Genomic DNA, 22,578 nt, shown 5'->3' with positions numbered 1-22,578 from the left:
GCTACAATCGCCGTCCTTTAATCGCCAACATTTGTGCCCAGGAGACCTCACATGCCTGACTTCTCTGGCTTGCCGCTGGTGATCGAGTCCAGTGACCTGCTCGCTCAACTGGATGCCGAACACCTGATTCTGGTGGACCTCACCAGTGCCGCCCGCTACGCCGAAGGGCACATCCCCGGCGCGCATTTCGTTGACCCCAAGCGCACCCAGCTGGGCCAGGCGCCGGCACCCGGCCTGCTGCCCGGCAAGGCCGAGCTTGAGAAACTGTTCGGCGAACTGGGCCACACGCCCGACGCCACCTACGTGGTCTATGACGACGAAGGCGGGGGCTGGGCCGGGCGTTTCATCTGGATGCTCGATGTGATCGGCCACCAGAAATACCACTACCTGGATGGCGGCCTGCTGGCGTGGCTGGAGGGCAAGCACCCGCTCTCCACCGACGTGCCCGCCCCGGCCGGCGGCCCGGTCAGCCTTACGCTGCACGATGGCCCCACCGCCACCCGCGAATACCTGCAAAGCCGTCTTGGGGCTGCCGACCTGGGCATCTGGGATGCCCGTGGCCCGCTGGAATACTCCGGCGAGAAAGTCCTCGCGGCCAAAGGCGGCCACATCCCCGGCGCGGTGAATTTCGAGTGGACTGCCGGCATGGACAAGGCGCGCAACCTGCGCATTCGCCGCGACATGCCGCAGATCCTCGAAGACCTCGGGCTGACCAAAGACAAAGAAATCATCACCCACTGCCAGACTCATCATCGCTCTGGCTTCACCTACCTGGTGGCCAAGGCGCTCGGTTATCCGCGAGTCAAAGGTTATGCCGGTTCCTGGGGCGAATGGGGCAACCACCCCGACACCCCCGTCGAGATTTAAGGTTTAAGGACAGTCAATGAAAAAGCAGTTGTTTATTCTCAGCCAGTACCTGCTGCCGCACCACCTGCTGTCGCGGTTGGCCGGCTGCATCGCCGAGTGCCGCGTGCGCTGGTTCAAGAATGCCTTCACCACATGGTTCGCCAAGCGCTATCAAGTGGACATGTCCCAGGCCCTGGTAGAAGACGTGACCGCTTACGAGCACTTCAACGCCTTCTTCACCCGCGCCCTGAAAGACGGTGCCCGCCCACTGGACCAGACCCCTGGCGCAGTATTGAGCCCAGCCGATGGCGCAGTCAGCCAGCTTGGCCCCATCGAGCACGGTCGTGTGTTCCAGGCCAAAGGCCACAGCTTCAGCGTGCTGGAACTGTTGGGCGGCGATGCAGCGGTCGCTGCGCCGTTCATGGGCGGCGATTTCGCCACCATCTACCTGTCGCCGAAGGACTACCACCGGGTGCATATGCCTCTGGCCGGTACCCTGCGTGAAATGGTCTACGTGCCTGGGCGGATTTTCTCGGTGAACCAGACCACCGCCGAAAACGTGCCGGAGTTGTTCGCGCGTAACGAGCGCGTTGTCTGCCTGTTCGACACCGAACGCGGCCCGATGGCCGTGGTATTGGTCGGTGCGATGATTGTGGCGTCGATTGAAACCGTATGGGCCGGCCTGGTGACTCCGCCGAAGCGCGAGCTGAAAACCTTCCGCTATGACGAAGCTGCCCGCGCGCCGATTCACCTGGAGAAGGGTGCGGAACTGGGTCGCTTCAAGTTGGGCTCCACTGCGATCGTGCTGTTCGGGCCGGATCAGGTGAAGTGGGCAGAGGAACTGGTGGCAGGTTCGCCGGTGCAGATGGGCCAAGGCATCGCGTTACCTAAAGCCTGACGCCGAACCCAATGTGGGAGGGGTTTGCTCCCTCCCACATTTAGTCAGTTACAACTGACCGTCGCGGTCGCGAAAACCCAGCAGATACAGCACGCCATCCAACCCCAGGGTAGAAATCGCCTGCTTGGCCGATTGCTTGACCAATGGCTTGGCACGGAATGCCACACCCAAACCGGCAATTGCCAGCATCGGCAGGTCGTTGGCGCCATCACCGACCGCGATGGTCTGCTCCAGACGCAAACCTTCCTTGTGGGCCAGCTCCTTCAGCAGGTCCGCCTTGCGCTGCGCATCGACAATCGGCTCAACCGCGACGCCGGTCACCTTGCCATCCACCACTTCCAATTCGTTGGCGAACACATAGTCGATGCCCAGCTTGGCCTGCAATTGCTTGGCGAAGTAGGTGAAGCCACCCGACAGGATTGCCGTCTTGTAGCCCAGGCGCTTGAGTTCGGCAAACAGGGTTTCGGCGCCTTCGGTCAGGCGCAGCGACGCGCCGATGGAGTCCAGCACGCTGACATCCAGGCCCTTGAGCAAAGCCAGGCGCTCCTTGAAGCTGGCGCGAAAATCCAATTCCCCGGCCATGGCGCGCTCGGTGATTTCGGACACCTGCTCACCCACGCCGGCCGCCTTGGCCAGTTCGTCGATGACTTCGGCTTCGATCAGCGTGGAGTCCATGTCGAACACCGCCAGGCGGCGGTTGCGGCGGAACAGCGAATCTTCCTGGAAGGCGATATCGACATTCAGTTCCTGGGCCACGCTGAGGAATTCGGCGCGCAGGGCTTGCGGGTCGGCCGGCTCACCGCGCACGGAGAACTCAATGCAGCCCTTGCCCTTGTCGGCCGGGGTGTCCAATGGCATGCGCCCCGACAGACGGTCGATATGGTCGATGTTCAAACCATACTGCGCGGTAATGGAGCTGACGCGCTGCAGCTGTTCGGCGGTGACCTTGCGGGTCAGCAGCGTCACGATATGGCGCTTCTTGCCCTGGCCGGCCACCCACTGCTGGTAATCCGCTTCGGACACCGGGGTGAAACGCACCTGCTGATCGAGCTTATACGCCGTAAACAGGATGTCCTTGAGCACCGATGAGGCCTGCTCGGTGCTGGGGATTTCCACCAGGATGCCGAACGACAACGTGTCGTGGATCACCGCCTGGCCGATGTCGAGAATGTTCACACCACCCTGGGCCAGAACGCCGGTAATGGCTGCGGTAAGACCTGGGCGGTCTTCACCAGTGATGTTAATCAGGACAATTTCGCGCAAGGCGCACCCCCAGGCTGGAAAAAAACCGCATTCTACCCACTTTCAGTGACCATCGGGCACAGCCAGCGCTTTGCCGGTCTTGGGCCTGTCGCTATACTGCGCGTCAACTTCACGGACCAAGAGCCGAGCTCAAGTGAACCGGCCCACGCCAGTAAAAACCGACAACTTCTTCCTGCTGATCTTCCGGGCACTGCGCCACCGCCGTGTACCGATCGCATTACGCATCGCCAGCCATAACGTGATCCTGGTCGCATTGGCCCTGGTGATCTACGCCTGCGTGATGGGTTTGCAATTCAAGCAGGCCATGCACGAGCAAGCCGACGCCCTGGGCGAGAGCCTGACCACGCAGACCGCCACTTCGGCGACTGAGCTGCTGGTGTCCAACGACATCCTCAGCCTCAACGTGCTGCTCAACAACCTGACCAAGAACCCGCTGGTGGCCCACGCCGCTATTTATAGTGTGGACAACCGCATCATGGCCGAAGCCGGGCAGCGCCCGAAAAACGGCCTGCTGGGCGAAGCCGAAGGCCTGTACCAGAGCAATATCACGTTTCAGGATGTGAAGGCCGGCCAACTGCGTATCAGCCTCGACATGCAGCAGTTCCAGCAGCCGATGACCATCAGCCTGCAAAGCATGGGCATCCTCAGCGCCATCCTGCTGGCATTGGCCCTGGCCCTGAGCCTGCGCCTGGGCCGGCATATCTCCACGCCGCTCATGCAACTGCGCATCTGGCTGCGGGACATCGACGAGCACACCCCGGCTACCGACCGCCAGGATGAAATCGGCGACCTTGCCCGCCAGCTGCACGCCAGCTTCGCCCCGGAACCGGTGGTGCCCGAAGTCGAGCCAGAGCCTGAATACGACGACACCGATTACGACGAAGAGCCCGAGTTCGAAGTGCGCAACCTGCGTGACCCGGGCTTCGACGAGCGTCCGCCGGTGGCGGGCCTCAAGCCGGCACCGCGCCATGCCTTCAAGGCCGAAGAAGACGAGCTGGACGATGAAGACCCCTTCGCCGACCTGCGCGATACGTCAGCCGACAGCCCCGCAATCGCCCCCAAGGCGGCGCCGGTACGCAGCAGCGAGCCGCAGTACAGCGCTGTGCTCGCCGTGCAATTGGGCGCCCAGGACCAATTGCGTCGCCTGCCCCGCGCACGCCTGACCGAACTGCTGGAGCGCTACCGCGACTGCCTCGACCAGGCCGCCTCGCTGTACCAGAGCGAACTGCACACCCTCAACGACGGCAGCACGCTGATGCTGTTCCACAGCGAAGACAGCGGCGAAGACTACCTGACCAATGCGATTTGCTGCGGTGAGTTGCTGCGCGCCCTGGGCCATGAACTGCAGATCGAAGTCGCCGACAGCGGCATCACCCTGCAACTGCAACTGGGCCTCACCGTGGGCGACGACCTGTTCGGCATGAGCCAGATCGACCTGCTGCTGACTGAAAACGCCCAGGACGCACTGGCCTTGTCCCAGCACAGCCGCAACCTGCTGCTGGTGGAGCGCAAGATCAGTGAAGACACGCTGATCCGCCAACGCGCGCGTATCCGCCCGATTGCCAGCCCCGAGGGGGCAAGCTGCGTGGAACGGTTGATGGAGCCGTATCCATCGATGCTGGAACGGCAGTTGGCGCGGATGCATGAGACCCGCTCCAAGCCCTGAAGCACACCGCCGGACTAATGTCTCCTGTAGGAGCGAGCTTGCTCGCGAAAAACGTCAACGATAACGCGTTGTTCCTGAATGAACGCGGCGCCTGTGAGTTTTTCGCGAGCAAGCTCGCTCCTACAAAAAGCATTAGGGCTTGCCCCCTCCTACATTTGGATCTCAACAAGCCTCAAGTCATTCGCAGATAAGCAAAAAGGCCCGCTGAATCAGCGGGCCTTTTGTTTATCTTCGATTCAGATCAGAACCTGAACACTTCCATATCCGTACGGATCGGCGTAGCCATCGGCATCTTCGGCTTTTGCGGCTCTGCCGGCTTGGCCTGTACCGGGGCCGCCTTACGGGGCGCCTCGGCGATGGGTGGCTGGTTGGCCAATGGCTTGAGGGCCACCGACAACTGCTGCGCCAATTGCTGCAGCAGCACGCCCTGGGCCTGAACCTGGGACGCGGTGGTGCCGGCATGTTCTTCCTGCAGGTGCACGATGCGGTTATCACGCACCTGGCCGCGACGGTCGATCAAGCGCCATTGCGCATCGAGGATCGCCGGTTGCGATTTACCGGAGTCGAGCCGGGTAATGGTCAGCAAGACCTGCACATCCGGGCTGAAGCCGGTTGGCGCGGGCGCCAGGACCACACGCTGGCTGTCCAACTGACCGGCCACCTGGCGCAACATCAGCTGGTTGATGTCAGACGATAAACTGCCTGCCCAACGACCATCGGTGGAACCTTGCAGGCTTCCATCGTTCTGACGTTGCAGCAGGGTTTCGCGTTGCAGGTAGTCGGCGACGACCACCGGCCCGAGCAAAACGGCCATGCCAGCGGTCTGGGCTGGCTGAGCTGGACTTCCGCTGTCCAGCTGGTACAGCGACACAGGCTGGTGTGTGCTGCAACCCGCCAACCCCAAAAGGCCAGCGAGCATCAAAAATAGAGGAACGCGTGGAGCAGTCATCATCCCATCCAGGTGGCTGCCACAAGGCGAACCACAATGTAATACTAAAAATAACCTAAACACGCTCGGCCACGCCGGCGCTGGAAAGGCCATATCATCCGTGAATATGCGCCATGACTCCAGCGCCAAAGCGTCGATCTACGCTTTAAATCGTAGATCGAGGGCTCTAATACGCCTTAAACCGGCGTCTCCACCAGCAAAGCATCCACACGCTGGAAGCCGCGGGGCAGTTTATTACCGCGACGACCACGCTCGCCCTTGTAATGCTCGAGGTCGTCAGGACGCAAGGACAGCGTGCGCTTGCCGGCCTGGAGCACCAGGGTGGCACCTTCCGGGATCACCGCGATGTCGGTCACGTACTCTTCGCGACTGGCCACCCGCTCGCCGGGAATACCAATAATCTTGTTGCCCTTGCCTTTGCCCAACTGCGGCAGATCGCTGATCTTGAACACCAGCAAGCGCCCTTCGGTGGTCACCGACGCCAGCCAGTTGCCTTCGCGGTCTTCCACCGGACGCGGCAGGATGACCTTGGCGTTGTTCGGCAGGCTCAACAATGCCTTGCCCGCCTTGTTCTTGGCCTGCAGGTCTTCACCCTTGACCACGAACCCGTAGCCCGCGTCGGAAGCGATCACATACAGCGAATCGTCATCCGGCAGCAGCACACATTCAAAATTCGCCCCAAGTGGCGGCGTCAGGCGACCGGTCAACGGCTCGCCCTGCCCCCGCGCCGATGGCAAGGTATGGGCCGGCACCGAATAACTGCGCCCGGTGGAGTCAATAAACACCGCAAACTGGTTGGAACGCCCGGCGGCGGCAGTCTTGAAGCCATCACCGGCCTTGTACGACAGGCCAGTGGCGTCAATATCATGCCCTTTGGCTGAACGAACCCAACCCTTTTCCGACAGAACGACGGTAATTTTCTCGTTCGGCAGCAGTTCGGTCTCTGTCAGCGCCTTGGCTTCGGCACGCTGCACGATTGGCGAACGGCGGTCGTCGCCATAGGTTTCGGCGTCCTTGATCAACTCGCTGCGCACCAGCTTCTTCAGCTTGGCTTCGCTGCCCAGCAGGGCTTGCAGCTTGGCTTGCTCCTTGAGCAGCGCGTCCTGTTCGTCGCGCAGCTTCATCTCTTCCAGGCGTGCCAACTGACGCAAGCGGGTGTCGAGGATGTAGTCGGCCTGGATCTCGCTCAGCTCGAAGCGCGCGATCAGCTCGGCTTTCGGGTGCTCGGCGGTACGGATGATGTGGATCACTTCATCCAGGTTGAGGTAGGCAATCAGCAAGCCGTCCAACAGGTGCAGGCGCCGTTCGACCTTGTCGAGGCGGAACTGCAGGCGGCGGCGTACGGTTTGTATCCGGAACTCCAGCCACTCGACCAGCAGGTTGCGCAGGTTCTTCAACTGCGGCTTGCCGTCCAGGCCGATGATGTTGACGTTGACCCGGTAGCTGGACTCCAGGTCCGTGCTGGCAAACAGATGTTGCATCAGCACTTCGTGGTCGACCCGGCTGTTGGTCGGGATGATCACGATGCGGCAGGGGTTTTCGTGGTCGGACTCGTCACGCAGGTCAGCGACCTGGGGCAGTTTCGATGGCTTGGCCTGCATCAGCGCAGCAATCTGCTCCAGCACCTTGGCACCGGACACCTGGTGCGGCAGGGCGGTGACGATAATGTCGCCGTCTTCGATGTGATACACGGCACGCATGCGCACCGAGCCCTTGCCGGTTTCGTACATCTTCAGCAGGTCGGCGCGCGGCGTGATGATTTCCGCTTCGGTCGGGTAATCCGGGCCCTGGATATGCTCGCACAGCTGTTCGACCGTGGCCTTGGGCTCATCCAGCAAGCGTACGCAGGCGGTGGCGACTTCGCGCAGGTTATGCGGAGGTACGTCGGTGGCCATGCCGACCGCGATGCCGGTGGTGCCATTGAGCAGGATATTCGGCAAACGTGCGGGCAACACCAGGGGCTCGTCGAGAGTGCCGTCAAAGTTCGGCCCCCAGTTAGCGGTACCCTGGCCCAGTTCGCTGAGCAACACCTCCGAATAGCGCGACAGGCGCGCCTCGGTGTAACGCATGGCCGCGAAGGACTTGGGATCATCCGGCGCACCCCAGTTACCCTGGCCGTCGACGAGGGTGTAGCGGTAGCTGAACGGCTGGGCCATCAGCACCATGGCTTCGTAGCACGCCGAATCGCCGTGTGGGTGGAACTTACCGAGCACGTCACCGACGGTACGCGCCGACTTCTTGTGCTTGGAATCGGCGTCCAGGCCCAACTCACTCATGGCGTAGATGATGCGCCGCTGTACGGGCTTGAGGCCGTCGCCGATATGCGGCAAGGCACGGTCCATGATCACGTACATGGAGTAGTTGAGGTAGGCATTTTCGGTGAAGTCAGCCAGCGACCGGCGTTCTACGCCATCTAAGCTGTCTGCGAGGATGTCACTCATGCGGGCCTCATCATTGTTTGGTAAGGCGCAGCGGAAATGCCGCCGCGCCGGATCGATTCAAAAAAGTAGCGGCTCATGGCTGGGCGCTCCAGCCGCCGGCGGGGGCGGCGAAACGATAGACCATGGGGCGTTTTTCCCCATCGGCGCGAGGGCCGAAATTATTGTCGATGCCCAGCCAGGCACCGTCTGCGTCCACCACCAGGGCTTCGGCCAGGCCATAGGGCTGGGCGTAACGCCGCTCGGGCGTCAGGGTTTCGTCGGCGAACGACCAGCACAGCTCGACCTTGGCCGTGACCGTGTCGCGCCGGCAGATCTGGAACGCATTGCGCTCCAGGGTAAACAGCTTGCCGTTGAACAGTGACAGATCGGCGAAATCCTTGGACACCGCCTTGGCACCGACGAACTTGGCCGGCTGCATCTCCTGGCCGGCCTCGCTCAGCAACACGCAAGGGCCGTCGCAATCCCACAGGCTTTGCGGGCGCTTGATGGAGATAAGGCCGCGCCGCTCACGCTCCGCAGCCAGCCAGATCTGATTGCCCTCGGGGTTGATTGCCAGGCCTTCGAACAACGCATTGAAGTGCAGCAACATGCCACTGGCCCGGGCTTCACGCACCATGCCCGGGGCGATCTTCAACCATTCAGGCGCACCGTTCACCGGCACTTGCAGCACCGCCGCATGGGCTTCGCTGACAATGTAGCGATTGCCGGCGGCATCGCAGGTGATGCCTTCGAAATCCAGGTCGCCGCCGCGAATGAACGACGCAGCCTTGGTGCGTGAACGCAGCCCCCAGGGCAACCCGGATTCCGGCACCGGCGGCACATCGATGCTTACCGCCTCGGCTTGCCAGGTCGGCATACGGGTATCGAGACGGTAGATCTGGTCGTCATCACGATCGGAAACCGTCCACAGCTCCTTGCCACACAGCGCCAGGCCCGAGAGGTTCCCGCCGCGCATGCCGTCCACCGGGTGTTCGGACACCAGCTTGAGCTCAGCCACGGGCGCGGCAACTACCGAAGTGGCCACCAGCCCGCTCAACATCAGGATCGCCAGGGCGAAACCTGTGCGCATCAGCCCAGGACCTCGGCGAGGTTGCCTTTGGATTCCAGCCAGGACTTGCGGTCCGGCGCGCGTTTCTTCGCCAGCAGCATGTCCATCATTTCCGAGGTGGCGGCGAAGTCTTCCAGGGTCAACTGCACCAGGCGCCGGGTGTTGGGGTCCATGGTGGTCTCACGCAGTTGCGGCGGGTTCATTTCACCCAGGCCCTTGAATCGCGTGACCTGCGGCTTGCCACGCTTCTTCTCGGCCACCAGGCGGTCGAGAATGCCATCGCGCTCGGCTTCGTCCAGGGCGTAGAAAATCTCCTTGCCCAGGTCGATCCGGTACAGCGGCGGCATGGCGACGTAGACGTGACCGGCATCCACCAACGGACGGAAGTGCTGCACGAACAACGCGCACAGCAGGGTCGCAATGTGCAGGCCGTCGGAGTCGGCGTCGGCGAGGATGCAGATCTTGCCGTAGCGCAGCTGGCTCATGTCGGCTGCGCCTGGGTCGACGCCGATGGCCACGGCAATGTTGTGCACTTCCTGGCTGGCGAGGACTTCGCTGCCATCGACTTCCCAGGTATTGAGGATCTTGCCGCGCAACGGCAGGATCGCCTGGAACTCCTTGTCCCGCGCTTGCTTGGCGGAACCACCGGCGGAGTCACCTTCGACCAGGAACAGCTCGGAGCGCATCGGGTCCTGCCCGGCGCAATCGGCCAGCTTGCCCGGCAATGCCGGGCCCTGGGTAATACGCTTGCGCTCGACCTTCTTGCTGGCCTTGAGGCGACGGCCGGCGTTGTTGATCGCCAGTTCCGCCAGGGCCAGGCCCAGCTCCGGGTGCTCGTTGAGCCACAGGCTGAAGGCATCCTTGACCACACCGGAGACAAACGCCGCCGCTTCGCGAGACGACAGGCGCTCCTTGGTCTGGCCGGAGAACTGCGGCTCCTGCATTTTCATCGACAGCACGAACGCAATGCGCTCCCACACGTCTTCCGGCGCCAGCTTCACGCCACGGGGCAGCAGGCTGCGGTATTCACAGAATTCGCGCATGGCATCCAGCAGGCCCTGGCGCAAACCGTTGACGTGGGTGCCGCCCTGGGCGGTGGGGATCAGGTTGACGTAGCTTTCCTGCACGCTGTCGCCGCCTTCGGGCAGCCACAGCAGCGCCCAGTCGACGGCTTCCTTGTTGCCGGCCAGGCTGCCGCAGAACGGCTCATTGGGCAGGCGCTCGAAATCGCTGACGGAATCTTCCAGGTAGGAGCGCAGGCCGTCTTCGTAATGCCACTCGACTTTCTCACCAGAGCCTTTGTCTTCAAAGGTCACCAACAGGCCCGGGCACAATACGGCCTTGGCCTTGAGCACGTGCTTGAGGCGGCTGATGGAGAATTTCGGCGAATCGAAGTACTTAGGGTCCGGCGCGAAGTACACGCTGGTGCCGGTATTGCGCTTGCCGACGGTGCCGATGACCTGCAGGTCGGTGGCTTTGTAGCCATCGGCGAAGGTCATCTCGTACTCGTTGCCGTCGCGCTTGACCTTGACCCGCACCAGCGTGGACAGGGCGTTGACCACGGAAATACCCACACCGTGCAAGCCACCGGAGAACTGGTAGTTCTTGTTGGAGAACTTGCCGCCGGCGTGCAGCTTGGTGAGGATCAGCTCGACGCCCGACACACCCTCTTCCGGGTGAATGTCCACCGGCATGCCGCGACCATCGTCGGACACTTCCAGGGAGTGGTCGGCGTGAAGAATGACGTGCACCGACTTGGCGTGCCCGGCCAAGGCTTCGTCGACACTGTTGTCGATGACTTCCTGGGCAAGGTGGTTCGGCCGACTGGTGTCGGTGTACATGCCGGGGCGTTTGCGCACCGGGTCGAGGCCCGAGAGGACTTCGATGGCGTCGGCGTTATAAGAGCTAGCGCTGGGAGTGGCCATGGGGTCTCGTCGTGAGTCGTTCGATTAAAAAGTGACCTGCGGCTTTACAGTGCTGCAAAGTCGAAGGATTGATACTGATCTGCGCCAATGCCGGCAAAACTCAACAGCGCCGGCAATTGCCGGGCGAACCCCTGGTAACCATGGTCGCCACCGGCCTGGATGCGCAAGGCACAGGCACGGTAATACCCTTGGGCGAGGCGATAATCCAGTGTTTCATCGCCGGTCTGCAACCACACCTGGTAACGCACGGCGTCCTGGGGTGCCGGTACTTCCAGCTCGGCCAGCGCCGTGACATGGTCGTGGGTCAGCTCCCAGGTTTCATCGGTGTAGAGGTTCTTCTGGGTGCCCAGGTAACCGTCGAACATCCGATGGGGGCTGACCGCCGGGTTGACCAGCAGTGCCTTGAGGCCATGGCGCTCGGCAAGATGGGTTGCATAGTAGCCGCCGAGCGAGCTGCCGACCAGCAGCGGCCGCCCCAGCTGGGCAATGGCTTCCTCCAATTGAGGAATTGCCTGACGTGGATGGTGATGCAGGGCCGGCACCCGCAGTTGATCGGCCAGGCCGAGGGCATCCATCACGGTCACCAGTTGGCAGGCCTTGTTGGACGCGGGCGCGCTGTTGAAACCGTGGATATACAGGATCGAAGCGGACATGCCGGGCTCTCCGTGCTTCAGCCAAAGAGGCGCAGTTTACAGGTAAATCTCAGTAGCCGTTGCTACCGTAATCCACCGTAAACGCGAAGCCGACCAGGCGCTCTACCCCGGTTTCCAGCCGTCCGTCGGCATGCAGACGCAACCAGCGATAACCCGGCGCTTGCTCGCTGACGCTGAAATCCTCACTGCCGGGCGCGAACTGGATGCAGGTGGACGGCGAAGCCAGCAGGCGCACGCCGTTGCGCTCGCGGTCGATCTCCTGGTGCACATGGCCCCAGAGCACGGCCTTGACCTGGGGGAAGCGGTCGAGCACGGCAAACAGGGCTTCGGGGTTGCGCAGGCCGATCGGTTCCATCCAGGCACAGCCGATGGGCACAGGGTGATGATGGAAGCACACCAGATGGTGCCGGCTCGGCGCCTCGCTGAGCGCTTGGGCCAACAGTTGCAGTTGCTGGTCCTGCAGGTAGCCGGGCACGGAACCGGGAACGGCGGAGTCCAGCAGGGTAACGCGCCAGTTGCCGACATCCACCACCGGCTCGAGCAAGTCACTGTGTACCGCGGCGTGGGCCATGATCTGCGGCTCGTCGTGGTTGCCGGGAATCCAGCGCATGGGAGCGCCGATGGCCGCGGTCAGAGCGCGAAACTGCTGGTATGACTCCAGCGTGCCGTCCTGGGACAGATCCCCAGTGGCCAGCATCAGGTCGATGTGCGGCTGCTGCCGGCGCACCAACTCAACCACCCGCTGCAGGCTCTCGCGGGTGTTCATGCCCAGCAGCGTGCCGTCGGCCTCGGCAAACAGGTGGCTGTCGGACAATTGCACCAGCAACGCCGGCGCATCGGGGTTCACGGCGGATACGCTCGGCAAGGCGCTCTCCCAGGGCAATCACAGGAAAATGGAGGTAGGGCGATTATGCTGGGGCAGGATACAAAGAGGAAACCCAGGAAGCAGACGCAGTTCACATCTACCGCACGACTTCGAACTCATGGCCCAGGGCCAGGCAATGGCTCAACCATTCACCGAGGAACACATTGAGCTGTGCTTTCTCATCGGGCTGGTGCATGAACACATTCGGGTAAGGATAGATGCTGCGAAAGCGCCGCGCATGTTCGGCGCTGATCACTTCGGCCATCCGCGCATCGTGGTACACCTGCACTTCCAGCTGCGGCACCGGCAGCCACGGCAGGCTGTGTTCCTGGCGCACCCGCAGGGTAGTGGTGTACGGGCAATTGACGATGACTTCCAGGGCCAGCACGCCCAGCATCTGGTCGCCATGGGTCACGCCGATGCGGCGCGCCTCCGGGGCGTGGCGCATGTCGGGCAACAGGCGCATCAGCCGCGCATAGTTGGCCTCGCAGGCGGCTTGCAGCCCGATCAGGTCGACTCGATAACGTTCCCGTGCCTTTACTGCCATAACCCCCTCACTTCCGCGCGATTAAGCGCAAGCCATTGCAGGGCGATAATGCTGGCTGCGTTGGAAATCCTACCGTCGCGCACGGCCTGCAGGGCGTCTTCAAAAGCCCAGACCGAGACGCGGATGTCTTCTGCCTCTTCTTCCAGTCCATGGACACCACCGGCCCCCGAGCTGTCGCAGCGACCCAGGTACAAGTGGACAAATTCGCTACTGCCACCGGGCGACGGGAAATACTTGGTGATCGGCCACAGTGCGGAGAACGTCAGCCCAGCTTCCTCCTCGGCCTCGCGGTGTGCAACCTCCTCGGGCTGCTCATCCCTGTCGATCAGGCCGGCGACCATCTCGATCAACCAAGGGTTGTCGGTACGGCCCATGGCCCCCACGCGAAACTGCTCGTTGAGCACCACTTCATCACGCTGCGGATCGTAGGGCAGAACACACACGGCGTCGTGACGGACGAAGACTTCGCGATTGATCACTCGGCTCATGCCGCCAGCGAACTTTTCGTGGCGCAGCTGCACGCGATCGAGCTGGTAGAAGCCCTTGTAGGCATTGTCGCGCTGAACAATCTCGATCGTACTCGGCGTCGATTTCGCAATGTCCGTCATATCCTTCCTCATCATGTCCCATGCATTTCGCGCCATCCTAACGCGCTCGTGCCCCTTGGTGCAGCCCCTTTGCGGTTGCCGGGCCAGACGGAGGAGGTCAAACTCACGCTCAATCAGCTTAGTGGCGAACTGACTGCCTTGCTGGTAGTCGAAGCTGCACAATTTCGCTCTTATCGATAGACGAAGGACATCCATGTCGCTTTTAAAAATCGCCTCCGTGGCCTGCATCGCCCTGACCCTCGGCGCCTGCCAGAGCCTGTTCCAACCCAGCTACCGCACGCCGCTGGAAGCCACCCGCGACGCCAGCGAGCAGAGCAAGCCGGGCTGCGCCGCCAGCGATTGCCCGCTGGTGAATATCGACACCGTGCACTTTGCCAAGGAACCCAAGCTGGATGCCTTGATCGAGCAACGCCTGCTGGAAATGACCCGTACCAACGCGGGCGACCCGCTGCCGTCGAGCCTGGAGTCCTATCGCGAGCAATTCCTCGGCACCGCCGCCCCACGCAACAGCATGTACTTGCAGGCCAAGGTACGGGAGCAGCATGACGGTTTGGTAATCATCGAGCTGTCCAGCTACCTGGACCAGGGCGCCACCCACGGCGAGCCTGGCCGCGCGTTCATCAACTATTCGCGCCAGCAGCAAAAGGCCCTGTGGCTGAGCGATATGCTGCTGCCAGGCAAGGAAGACGCGTTCTGGAAAGCCGCCCAGGTGGCCCACAACAGCTGGCTGATCAGCACCCGCCTGAGCCTGGAACCGGAGTTCGTGAAAACCTACCCGTTCCAGAAAACCCCGAACGTGGCGCTGACCTACGGGGGCGTGATCCTCAAGTACCCCACCAGCACCATCGCGCCGTACGCCCTGGGCCATGTCGAGTTGCAGATCCCCTACTCGCGCCTGGAAGGCATCCTCAAGCCTGAGCTGGTGCCCGCGCGCCGCTGAAGGCCCGTCCCAGGATGAACTGCAACAGCCCTGCCAGCACCAGCGCCGGCAGGGTTGCACCAATGTCCGGGTACAGGTTGGCCAACAGGTGATACGTGCCGATGCCACCCAGCCAGGCCAATAGAGCCGGCCAACGCAGGCTGGCGAGCGTGCCATGAGCACGACGGCGCAGGATGAAATGATCCACCAGCACCACGCCGAACAACGGCGCAAACACTGAGCCGATCAGCAACAGGAAGTTCTGGTATTGCGCCAACGGGGCAAAACAGGCGATCAGGGTGCAGATCACACCAATGGCCAGGGCCAGGTGCTCGACCTTCACGCGCAACAGCATTCCACTGGACACCGCCGCCGAGTGAATATCGGCAAAGGCGTTTTCCGACTCGTCCAACAGGATCAGCAACAGCGGAATCCCCAGGCCGGCCCCGGCCAGCGCCAGCAACAGCGCATTCACTTCACCGCTGGGCGCAAACGCCAGGGTGTAGGCCACGCCCAGGCTCATCAGCCAGAAATTGCCGATAAAGAAGCCCAGCGCCGTGCCGCCAAACACGTTTTTGGCGCGCTTGCCGAAGCGGGAGTAATCGGCAATCAGCGGCAACCACGACAGCGGCATGGCGATGGCGATATCAAAGCCCACCGCAAAGGGCATCGAACCGTCACCGGCTTGGGCCCGGAGTGCGCCGAGGTCGGCCTTGGCGAACAGGTTCCAGGTCAGCCACAGGCAGGCCGCCAGCAGCAGCCAGATCCCCCATTTGCGCAGGATCTGCCGTACGAACGTCAATGGCCCGCTGACCGCCAGCAAGGTCGCCAAACCACCGAAGAACAGTGTCCACAGCAACGGGCTGGCCAAGAGGCTGCCGTCGCTGAACGTGCGCGCGCCCAACAGGCTGGCGGCATCGCGCATCACAATGATCTCGAACGAGCCCCAGCCGATCAGTTGCAACAGGTTCAGCAACGCCGGCAGGCTCGCGCCTTTGGCTCCGAGGCTGAGCTTGAGCGCGGCCATGGCGGACAGGCCGGTGTCGCTGCCGATCACACCGACGGCGGCCAGCAACAGCACGCCGACCAGGGTGCCGAGGAAAATCGCCAGCAAGGAACCGGACAAGCCCAGGCCCGGCGCGAGCAAGGCGCCGGTTTGCAGGACCATCAGGCCAATGCCGAGGGAGAACCACAGGGAGAACAGGTCGCGGGCGCCGAAGACGCGCTTGTCAGCAGGCACCGCGATGTCGGGGGAGTAGGTGCTGGGTTGAATGCTCAAGGGTGTTATCTCTGAGGGGCATTTTTTGTTTGAAAGATTGCTATCGGGGCGGTGCGACGACTCGACAAGCCCCCTCCCACACTTGAATGTGTTCGCAATTCAAAGGTGGGAGGGGGCTTGCTCCCGATGACGGCGGTACAGGCACCGCCGTCTCTGGATCAGACCTTCTTGTACAACTGACTGCCTTCCTGCTTGAACCGCTCCGCCTGCTCCGCCAAGCCCTTGGCCACGTCCACATCCACCGCGTCAATGCGCTGGTTGGCCGCGTACTCGCGCACTTCCTGGGTGATTTTCATCGAGCAGAACTTCGGCCCGCACATGGAGCAGAAGTGCGCGACCTTGGCCGAGTCCTTCGGCAGGGTTTCGTCGTGGTACGAACGCGCGGTGTCCGGGTCCAGGCCGAGGTTGAACTGGTCTTCCCAGCGGAACTCGAAGCGCGCCTTGCTCAAGGCGTTATCGCGGATCTGCGCGCCCGGATGCCCCTTGGCCAAGTCCGCTGCATGGGCTGCGATCTTGTAGGTGATGATCCCGGTCTTCACGTCATCCTTGTTCGGCAGGCCCAGGTGCTCCTTGGGCGTGACGTAGCAGAGCATGGCGCAACCGAACCAGCCGATCATCGCCGCACCGATGCCGGAGGTGATGTGGTCATAGCCCGGCGCGATGTCGGTGGTCAGTGGGCCGAGGGTGTAGAACGGCGCTTCGTCGCAGCATTCGAGCTGCTTGTCCATGTTCTCCTTGATCAACTGCATCGGCACGTGGCCGGGGCCTTCGATCATGGTTTGCACGTCGTGCTTCCAGGCGATCTTGGTCAGCTCGCCAAGGGTTTCCAGTTCGCCGAACTGCGCGGCGTCGTTGGCGTCGGCAATCGAGCCCGGGCGCAGGCCGTCACCGAGGGAGAAGCTGACGTCATAGGCCTTCATGATTTCGCAGATTTCGTCGAAATGCGTGTAGGTGAAGTTCTCTTTGTGGTGCGCCAGGCACCACTTGGCCATGATCGAACCGCCACGGGACACGATGCCGGTGACGCGCTTGGCGGTCAGCGGCACGTAGCGCAGCAGCACGCCCGCATGGATGGTGAAGTAATCGACGCCCTGCTCGGCCTGTTCGATCAGGGTGTCGCGGAACAGCTCCCAGGTCAGGTCTTCGGCCGCGCCGCCGACTTTTTCCAGGGCCTGGTAGATCGGCACGGTACCGATCGGCACCGGCGAGTTGCGGATGATCCACTCACGGGTTTCGTGGATGTGCTTGCCGGTGGACAGGTCCATCACGGTGTCCGAGCCCCAGCGAATGCCCCAGGTGAGTTTCGCCACTTCTTCTTCGATGGACGAACCCAGGGCGCTGTTGCCGATGTTGCCGTTGATCTTCACCAGGAAGTTTCGGCCGATGATCATCGGTTCCAGTTCGGTGTGGTTGATGTTGGCCGGGATGATCGCGCGGCCACGGGCGATTTCTTCACGCACGAATTCAGGGGTGATGATTTTCGGCACGCTGGCGCCGAAGCTGTGGCCGGCGTGTTGCTGGTCGAGCAGGCCACTGGCGCGGGCTTCTTCCAGCTTCATGTTTTCGCGGATGGCGACGTATTCCATCTCGGCGGTGATGATGCCTTTGCGCGCGTAGTGCATCTGGGTGACGTTGGCCCCGGCCTTGGCACGGCGTGGGTTCTTCACATGGGCGAAGCGCAGGGCGGTCAGCTCGGCATCGCTCAGGCGCTGTTGGCCAAAGTGCGAACTCAAGCCCGACAGGCGCTCGGTGTCGCCACGCGCTTCGATCCACGGCGAGCGCACATCGCCAAGGCCTTTGCGCACGTCGATGATCACATTCGGGTCGGTGTACGGGCCGGAGGTGTCGTAGACCACCACGGGCGCATTGATTTCGCCGCCGAAGTCGGTGGGGGTCACGTCCAGGCTGATTTCACGCATGGGTACGCGAATGTCCGGGCGAGTGCCCTGCACGTAGATTTTTTGCGAGCGGGTAAACGGCTGCACGGAGCCGGAGTCGACCTTGGCCGATTCACTCAAATGCACGGTGTTTTTCAGTTTTGTACTTTTTATTTCTGTGCTCATCACGGGCTCTCCAACTATCCAGGCGGTGGATTTTTTGTCGGAGCGAACCTGTGACGGACGGATGCACTGAAACCAGTGCTGTGCTTGGTGCACGAGGGTTGTTCGAAGGTCGAACAACATCCCGGACGAAGCACAAGAGGACTCGCCGGGGGACGAGAAATCTTGTTCCCTACGCAGGCGTTAACCTGATCAGGTTCAACGGGATCCGGTATTTACCGATCTCAGCCTTCCAACAAGGCACCCCGACAAGAACTCGGCCAGTCTAGACCATGCCGTGGGCAAATTGCCAATAGCGGTGCATTCAGCGTGATGAATGGCGTGATTGCGGGATTGTTGCGCCGGGTCAGCGCCACTACACTCGATTGCCGCCACAATGCTTGACGCCAGGAATGGCCCGTCTTAGCCTTGGGCGCTAAATTATCGCCGTAATATTCACTCTAGGGATCGCCTCATGCTGCGCAAACTCTCACTGGCTCTCGCCGTGTCTTGTGCGACCAACGGAATGGTCTGGGCAGCTGAAGCGCCCTTGTCCGCCAAAACTGACCTGGTCAGCGTCTATCAGGAAGCGGTGGATAACAACGCCGACCTCGCTGCCGCCCGCGCCCAATACGGCGCGCAGAAAGAAGTCGTGCCCCAGGCCCGCGCGGGGTTGCTGCCGAACCTGTCGGGCGGTGCCGACATCAATAACGTGCGCACCCAGATCGACACACCCGCCGCCACGGTCAACCGCGATGCCCACTCCTGGCGCGCGACCCTGAGCCAGCCGCTGTTCCGCGCCGATCGCTGGTTCCAACTGCAAGCCGCCGAAGCCACCAACGAACAGGCGGCGCTGCAACTCTCGGCCACCGAACAGAACCTGATCCTGCAAAGCGCCGAGAGCTACTTCGCGGTGCTGCGCGCCCAGGACAACCTGGCCTCGACCAAGGCCGAGGAAAATGCCTTCAAGCGCCAGCTGGATCAATCCAACGAGCGCTTCGACGTGGGCCTGTCGGACAAGACCGATGTGCTGCAATCCCAGGCCAGCTATGACACTGCACGGGCTAACCGGATCCTGGCCCAGCGCCAGGTGGACGATGCCTTTGAAGCACTGATTACCCTGACCAACCGCCAGTACAACTCGATCCAGGGCATTGTCCACACGCTGCCGGTGTTGCCACCGCTGCCCAACGACGCCAAGGCCTGGGTCGAGACCGCCGGTCGCCAGAACCTGAACCTGCTGGCCAGCAACTACGCCGTCACGGCCGCCGAGGAAACCCTCAAGCAGCGCAAGGCCGGCCACGCGCCGACCCTGGACGCCGTCGCACAGTATGAAAAAGGTGACAATGACGCCCTTGGCTTCAGCAACCCGAATGCCTTCGGCACGCCGTACCGTGGCGATGTGGAGCAGCGCACCATCGGCCTGCGCCTGAACATCCCGATCTACAGCGGCGGCCTGACCAGCTCTCAGGTGCGGGAGTCGTATTCGCGCCTGGGCCAGACCGAGCAGCAACGCGAAGGCCTGCGTCGCCAGGTGGTGGAAAACACGCGCAACCTGCACCGTGCGGTGAACACCGACGTGGAACAGGTCCAGGCGCGCCGCCAGTCGATCATCTCCAACCAGAGCGCCGTGGAAGCCACGGAAATCGGTTACCAGGTGGGTACGCGCAATATCGTCGACGTGCTGGACTCACAGCGCCAGCTCTACGCGTCGGTGCGCAACTACAACAACAGCCGCTACGACTACATCCTCGACAACCTGCGCCTGAAACAGGCGGCGGGCACCTTGAACCCAGGGGACCTGCAGGACCTGACGCGCTACCTCAAGGCCGACTACAACCCGGATCGCGACTTCCTGCCGCCGGACCTGGCCAAGGCCGCCGCCGAGCAGCTCAAGGCTCGCCCGGGCTATTGAACACACCACATTTGGATCGGTGTTGGGTCAGTGAGAGATCAATCGACCCAAACCATCCAGCAGACGCTTAAGCGCGCCCTGATTAGCCTGCATCACCTTGAGCCCCGCCTGCGCCATCCGGCGTGCATCCTGCGGCAGTTCGAACAGCTGGCGTACGGCCTCGGCCAGCCCTTCTGCGTCCTCCACCTCTCGCAACGCCCCCGCTTCGCGCATCATCGCGCTGATTTCGAGGAAGTTGAACACATGGGGCCCCATGATCACCGGCTTGGCCAGCGCCGCCGGTTCCAGCGGGTTGTGCCCGCCGGTCGCGACCAGGCTGCCGCCGACAAAGGCGCTGTCGGCCAGGGCATAGAGAAACAACAGCTCGCCCATGGTATCGCCGAGCAGTACCGAGGTTTGCGCGGTCACCGGCTCGCCGCTGGAGCGACGCACCGTGGCAAACCCTTGTTGCGCGCACAACTCGAACATCGGGCCGAAGCGCTCCTGATGACGCGGCACCAGGATCAGCAGCGCGTTGGGATAGCTCTCGAGCAGTTGCCGGTGGGCCGCCAGCACCACTTCATCTTCGCCTTCGTGGGTACTGGCAGCGATCCACACCGGCCGCTCAGCGGCGCCCCATTGCTCGCGCAGGGCGGCGGCGCGCAGCGGCAGCTCGGGGTCGATGGTCAGGTCGAACTTGATCGAGCCGGTGACTTCGACGGTTTCCGGGCGTGCGCCCAGGCTCAGGAAACGCTGGGCCTCGGTCTCGGTCTGTACCGCGAACAGGCTCATTTCCGATAGCATCGGCGCCGTCAGCCTGGCAAAACGCCCATAGCCCTTGGCCGAACGCGCCGACAGCCGCGCATTGGCCAAGGCCACCGGAATACCGCGCCGGGCGCAGGCGTGGATATGGTTGGGCCACAACTCGGTCTCCATGATCACCGCCAGCCTGGGCTGTACCCGATCGAGAAAACGCTTGGCCGCACAGGGCAAATCGTAAGGCAGGTAGCAATGCTGGATGCGCGGCTCGTTGGCGAACAACGCCTGGATGCGCTCGGAACCGGTGGGCGTCATGCAGGTGACGGTGACCGGCAGCTGTGGATAACGCGCCAACAAACCGCGGATCATCGGCGCCGCGGCAATGCTCTCGCCCACCGACACCGCGTGCACCCAGATCCCGCCCGGCTGCATCGCCGGCAAGCCATAGGAAAACCGCTCGCCGACGCGCCGGGCATAGGCCGGCGCCTTGCGTGCACGCAACCAGAGACGTAAGGCCACCAACGGCAGCGCCAGGTAAAACAGACAGCTGTAGAGAGTTCTATTCATGGCGGCGGAGTTTATCGGCTTTTTCAGTCGATCGCCTGCAAGCACTCGGCAAAACGTTTGGCGAGAAAGCGCGCGGCGGGGCCCAGGTGCTCGTCGCGCCGCCATACCAGCTCCACCACCAGGGCCGGTGGCGTCCATTCGCTGTCCAATTCCACCATCTGCTGCTGATAGGTCGGGTACTGCACGATATGCCGTGGCAGCCACGCCCAGCCCAGGCCGCTCATCAGCCATTCGGCCAATACGTAGAAACTGTCGGCACGCCACACCAGCGGGCTGGCCGCTTCGCTGCCGGGGTAGACACTGGTCTGGGTCGACATCAACAACTGGCGAAACTGGGCCAGGTGCTGGCACGTCACATAGGGCTCCTTGGCCAACGGGTGGTTCACGCCGCACACCGTGACCATTTCCACGCTGCCCACCACTCGCCGCTCCAGGGCTTCGGGGATCTGGTCGTGGTAGAACAACAGGCCCAGGTCGGCCTGGCGCTCCACCAACTTGCGCGCCACATCGCCCTGGGCGGCGCTGGACAGTTGCACTTCCAGCAACGGGTACTGCCCCGCCAGCGCCTCAAGGCTGTCGAGTACCGGCTGGAACAACATGGCCTCATCCTGGGCCAGGCGCAGGCAGGCTTCTTCACCGCGGGTCAATGACAGTGCCCGGCCATTCAGGCGCTCACACTGGCGCAGCACTTCGCGGGCCTCCTCCAGCAAAACACTGCCGGCTTCGGTCAGGCTGGGCTGGCGGCCGCTGCTACGGTCGAACAGGCTCACACCGAGGTCTGCCTCCAGCATGGCGATGCCGTTGCTGACCGCCGACTGCGCCTTGCGTTGCTGGCGCGCCACCGCCGAAAACGAACATTGCTCGGCAACACTGACAAACAGACGCATTTGTTCCAGATTCCACTGCACGCTCATGCCACAACCCATCTTTATTTCGGATAGGTAATGACTTTACCCCATCTGATAAAACTCTAGAATGCCGGCCTTATCAGATTGCTTTACACCGAGGACTCACCCATGAACGCCGCCTACTGCTACCTGGCTATTGCCATCTGCTCGGAAGTGATCGCCACCGTTTCCATGAAAGCCATCAAGGGCTGGAGTACTCCCATCCCGCTGTTGCTGGTGATCGTCGGCTATGGCGTGGCGTTCTGGATGCTGACCCTGGTGGTGCGTACCGTGCCCGTCGGCGTGGCCTATGCGGTATGGGCCGGGATGGGCATCGTGATGGTCAGCATTGCCGCGCTGTTTATCTATGGGCAGAAGCTCGATGTGCCGGCGATACTGGGGATGGGCCTGATTGTGCTGGGCGTGGTGGTCATCCAGCTGTTTTCGAAAACTGCCGGGCATTGAGTGTTCACTTGAGCCTCCATTGAATCCAGGACTCGCCGCCTCGCTAAAGCGCGACAGCGC

19 protein-coding genes and 1 riboswitch are annotated in these 22,578 nt (G+C 62.5%); of the genes, 6 read left to right on the top strand and 13 right to left on the bottom strand.

What is annotated here, in order from left to right; translation table 11 throughout:
* Nucleotides 1-51: 51 nt before the first annotated feature.
* Both BB029_RS22715 and asd read left to right on the top strand, forming a co-directional pair.
* Nucleotides 52-867: a rhodanese-like domain-containing protein gene (locus BB029_RS22715; RefSeq protein WP_027604911.1), complete on the top strand. Its 816-nt coding sequence runs from the start codon at nt 52-54 to the stop codon at nt 865-867.
* Between the two features lie 16 nt (nt 868-883).
* Complete coding sequence (asd, locus tag BB029_RS22710) at nt 884-1,744, top strand: archaetidylserine decarboxylase (RefSeq protein ID WP_003171334.1); 861 nt, start codon at nt 884-886, stop codon at nt 1,742-1,744.
* Between the two features lie 48 nt (nt 1,745-1,792).
* On the opposite strand, the gene serB is transcribed toward asd, so the two are convergent.
* Nucleotides 1,793-3,007: a phosphoserine phosphatase SerB gene (serB, locus tag BB029_RS22705; protein ID WP_027604912.1), complete on the bottom strand. Its 1,215-nt coding sequence runs from the start codon at nt 3,005-3,007 to the stop codon at nt 1,793-1,795.
* Between the two features lie 133 nt (nt 3,008-3,140).
* On the opposite strand from serB, the gene BB029_RS22700 reads away from it, so the two are divergent.
* Nucleotides 3,141-4,673 (top strand): AhpA/YtjB family protein, encoded by a 1,533-nt coding sequence (locus tag BB029_RS22700; RefSeq protein ID WP_027604913.1) that lies wholly within the window; start codon nt 3,141-3,143, stop codon nt 4,671-4,673.
* Nucleotides 4,674-4,914: 241 nt separating this feature from the next.
* Here the strand turns inward: BB029_RS22700 and BB029_RS22695 are convergent, their stop codons facing one another.
* The 8 genes from BB029_RS22695 to BB029_RS22660 form a co-directional block, all read right to left on the bottom strand.
* A complete protein-coding gene (locus BB029_RS22695) occupies nt 4,915-5,625 on the bottom strand; it encodes a membrane integrity-associated transporter subunit PqiC (RefSeq protein WP_065940867.1) in 711 nt (236 codons plus the stop codon).
* Between the two features lie 173 nt (nt 5,626-5,798).
* Nucleotides 5,799-8,063, bottom strand: a complete 2,265-nt coding sequence (gene parC, locus BB029_RS22690; protein WP_065940866.1) for a DNA topoisomerase IV subunit A — start codon at nt 8,061-8,063, stop codon at nt 5,799-5,801.
* A gap of 73 nt (nt 8,064-8,136) precedes the next feature.
* Nucleotides 8,137-9,132: an esterase-like activity of phytase family protein gene (locus tag BB029_RS22685; RefSeq protein ID WP_065940865.1), complete on the bottom strand. Its 996-nt coding sequence runs from the start codon at nt 9,130-9,132 to the stop codon at nt 8,137-8,139.
* A complete protein-coding gene (gene parE, locus BB029_RS22680) occupies nt 9,132-11,036 on the bottom strand; it encodes a DNA topoisomerase IV subunit B (RefSeq protein WP_065940864.1) in 1,905 nt (634 codons plus the stop codon). The genes BB029_RS22685 and parE overlap by 1 nt, the downstream gene beginning before the upstream one ends.
* A gap of 44 nt (nt 11,037-11,080) precedes the next feature.
* Nucleotides 11,081-11,689, bottom strand: a complete 609-nt coding sequence (locus BB029_RS22675) for a YqiA/YcfP family alpha/beta fold hydrolase (RefSeq protein WP_065940863.1) — start codon at nt 11,687-11,689, stop codon at nt 11,081-11,083.
* Nucleotides 11,690-11,738: 49 nt separating this feature from the next.
* Entirely contained in the window at nt 11,739-12,554 is an 816-nt protein-coding gene (cpdA, locus tag BB029_RS22670; RefSeq protein WP_065940862.1) for a 3',5'-cyclic-AMP phosphodiesterase, read from the bottom strand.
* Nucleotides 12,555-12,651: 97 nt separating this feature from the next.
* Entirely contained in the window at nt 12,652-13,101 is a 450-nt protein-coding gene (locus BB029_RS22665; protein ID WP_003171323.1) for a DUF1249 domain-containing protein, read from the bottom strand.
* Complete coding sequence (locus tag BB029_RS22660; RefSeq protein ID WP_065940984.1) at nt 13,092-13,709, bottom strand: NUDIX domain-containing protein; 618 nt, start codon at nt 13,707-13,709, stop codon at nt 13,092-13,094. The genes BB029_RS22665 and BB029_RS22660 overlap by 10 nt, the downstream gene beginning before the upstream one ends.
* Nucleotides 13,710-13,902: 193 nt before the next feature.
* Between BB029_RS22660 and BB029_RS22655 the strand changes: the two genes are divergently transcribed.
* Nucleotides 13,903-14,649: an RsiV family protein gene (locus tag BB029_RS22655; protein ID WP_027604921.1), complete on the top strand. Its 747-nt coding sequence runs from the start codon at nt 13,903-13,905 to the stop codon at nt 14,647-14,649.
* Here BB029_RS22655 and cytX read toward each other — a convergent pair.
* Nucleotides 14,618-15,907, bottom strand: coding sequence for a putative hydroxymethylpyrimidine transporter CytX (gene cytX, locus BB029_RS22650; protein WP_065940861.1), 1,290 nt, complete (start codon nt 15,905-15,907; stop codon nt 14,618-14,620). The genes BB029_RS22655 and cytX overlap by 32 nt on opposite strands.
* A gap of 158 nt (nt 15,908-16,065) precedes the next feature.
* Entirely contained in the window at nt 16,066-17,970 is a 1,905-nt protein-coding gene (gene thiC, locus BB029_RS22645; RefSeq protein WP_027604923.1) for a phosphomethylpyrimidine synthase ThiC, read from the bottom strand.
* Between the two features lie 149 nt (nt 17,971-18,119).
* Nucleotides 18,120-18,225, bottom strand: a riboswitch (TPP riboswitch).
* 196 nt (nt 18,226-18,421) lie between these two features.
* On the opposite strand from thiC, the gene BB029_RS22640 reads away from it, so the two are divergent.
* Nucleotides 18,422-19,861, top strand: a complete 1,440-nt coding sequence (locus tag BB029_RS22640; RefSeq protein WP_065940860.1) for a TolC family outer membrane protein — start codon at nt 18,422-18,424, stop codon at nt 19,859-19,861.
* A 27-nt stretch (nt 19,862-19,888) separates the two neighbouring features.
* On the opposite strand, the gene waaA is transcribed toward BB029_RS22640, so the two are convergent.
* Nucleotides 19,889-21,166 carry a lipid IV(A) 3-deoxy-D-manno-octulosonic acid transferase gene (gene waaA / locus BB029_RS22635; protein ID WP_065940859.1) on the bottom strand — a complete coding sequence of 426 codons (1,278 nt, stop codon included), beginning with the start codon at nt 21,164-21,166 and terminating at the stop codon, nt 19,889-19,891.
* Between the two features lie 23 nt (nt 21,167-21,189).
* Nucleotides 21,190-22,080 carry a LysR family transcriptional regulator gene (locus BB029_RS22630; RefSeq protein ID WP_065940858.1) on the bottom strand — a complete coding sequence of 297 codons (891 nt, stop codon included), beginning with the start codon at nt 22,078-22,080 and terminating at the stop codon, nt 21,190-21,192.
* Nucleotides 22,081-22,182: 102 nt separating this feature from the next.
* Between BB029_RS22630 and BB029_RS22625 the strand changes: the two genes are divergently transcribed.
* Nucleotides 22,183-22,518, top strand: a complete 336-nt coding sequence (locus BB029_RS22625; RefSeq protein ID WP_065940857.1) for a multidrug efflux SMR transporter — start codon at nt 22,183-22,185, stop codon at nt 22,516-22,518.
* Nucleotides 22,519-22,578 lie beyond the last annotated feature (60 nt).

Source organism: Pseudomonas sp. S3E12 (assembly GCF_001702295.1).
Lineage (GTDB): Bacteria > Pseudomonadota > Gammaproteobacteria > Pseudomonadales > Pseudomonadaceae > Aquipseudomonas > Aquipseudomonas marginalis.
This window is presented reverse-complemented; position numbering and strand designations above follow the sequence as displayed.

Coding starts and splice junctions, on each gene's coding strand:
- BB029_RS22715 (WP_027604911.1), top strand. CDS start 52: ATGCCTGACTTCTCTGGCTTGCCGCTGGTGATCGAGTCCAGTGACCTG.
- BB029_RS22695 (WP_065940867.1), bottom strand. CDS start 5,625: ATGATGACTGCTCCACGCGTTCCTCTATTTTTGATGCTCGCTGGCCTT.
- asd (WP_003171334.1), top strand. CDS start 884: ATGAAAAAGCAGTTGTTTATTCTCAGCCAGTACCTGCTGCCGCACCAC.
- BB029_RS22665 (WP_003171323.1), bottom strand. CDS start 13,101: ATGGCAGTAAAGGCACGGGAACGTTATCGAGTCGACCTGATCGGGCTG.
- BB029_RS22660 (WP_065940984.1), bottom strand. CDS start 13,709: ATGACGGACATTGCGAAATCGACGCCGAGTACGATCGAGATTGTTCAG.
- parE (WP_065940864.1), bottom strand. CDS start 11,036: ATGGCCACTCCCAGCGCTAGCTCTTATAACGCCGACGCCATCGAAGTC.
- BB029_RS22640 (WP_065940860.1), top strand. CDS start 18,422: ATGCTGCGCAAACTCTCACTGGCTCTCGCCGTGTCTTGTGCGACCAAC.
- BB029_RS22625 (WP_065940857.1), top strand. CDS start 22,183: ATGAACGCCGCCTACTGCTACCTGGCTATTGCCATCTGCTCGGAAGTG.
- waaA (WP_065940859.1), bottom strand. CDS start 21,166: ATGAATAGAACTCTCTACAGCTGTCTGTTTTACCTGGCGCTGCCGTTG.
- BB029_RS22685 (WP_065940865.1), bottom strand. CDS start 9,132: ATGCGCACAGGTTTCGCCCTGGCGATCCTGATGTTGAGCGGGCTGGTG.
- BB029_RS22655 (WP_027604921.1), top strand. CDS start 13,903: ATGTCGCTTTTAAAAATCGCCTCCGTGGCCTGCATCGCCCTGACCCTC.
- BB029_RS22630 (WP_065940858.1), bottom strand. CDS start 22,080: ATGAGCGTGCAGTGGAATCTGGAACAAATGCGTCTGTTTGTCAGTGTT.
- thiC (WP_027604923.1), bottom strand. CDS start 17,970: ATGAGCACAGAAATAAAAAGTACAAAACTGAAAAACACCGTGCATTTG.
- parC (WP_065940866.1), bottom strand. CDS start 8,063: ATGAGTGACATCCTCGCAGACAGCTTAGATGGCGTAGAACGCCGGTCG.
- BB029_RS22675 (WP_065940863.1), bottom strand. CDS start 11,689: ATGTCCGCTTCGATCCTGTATATCCACGGTTTCAACAGCGCGCCCGCG.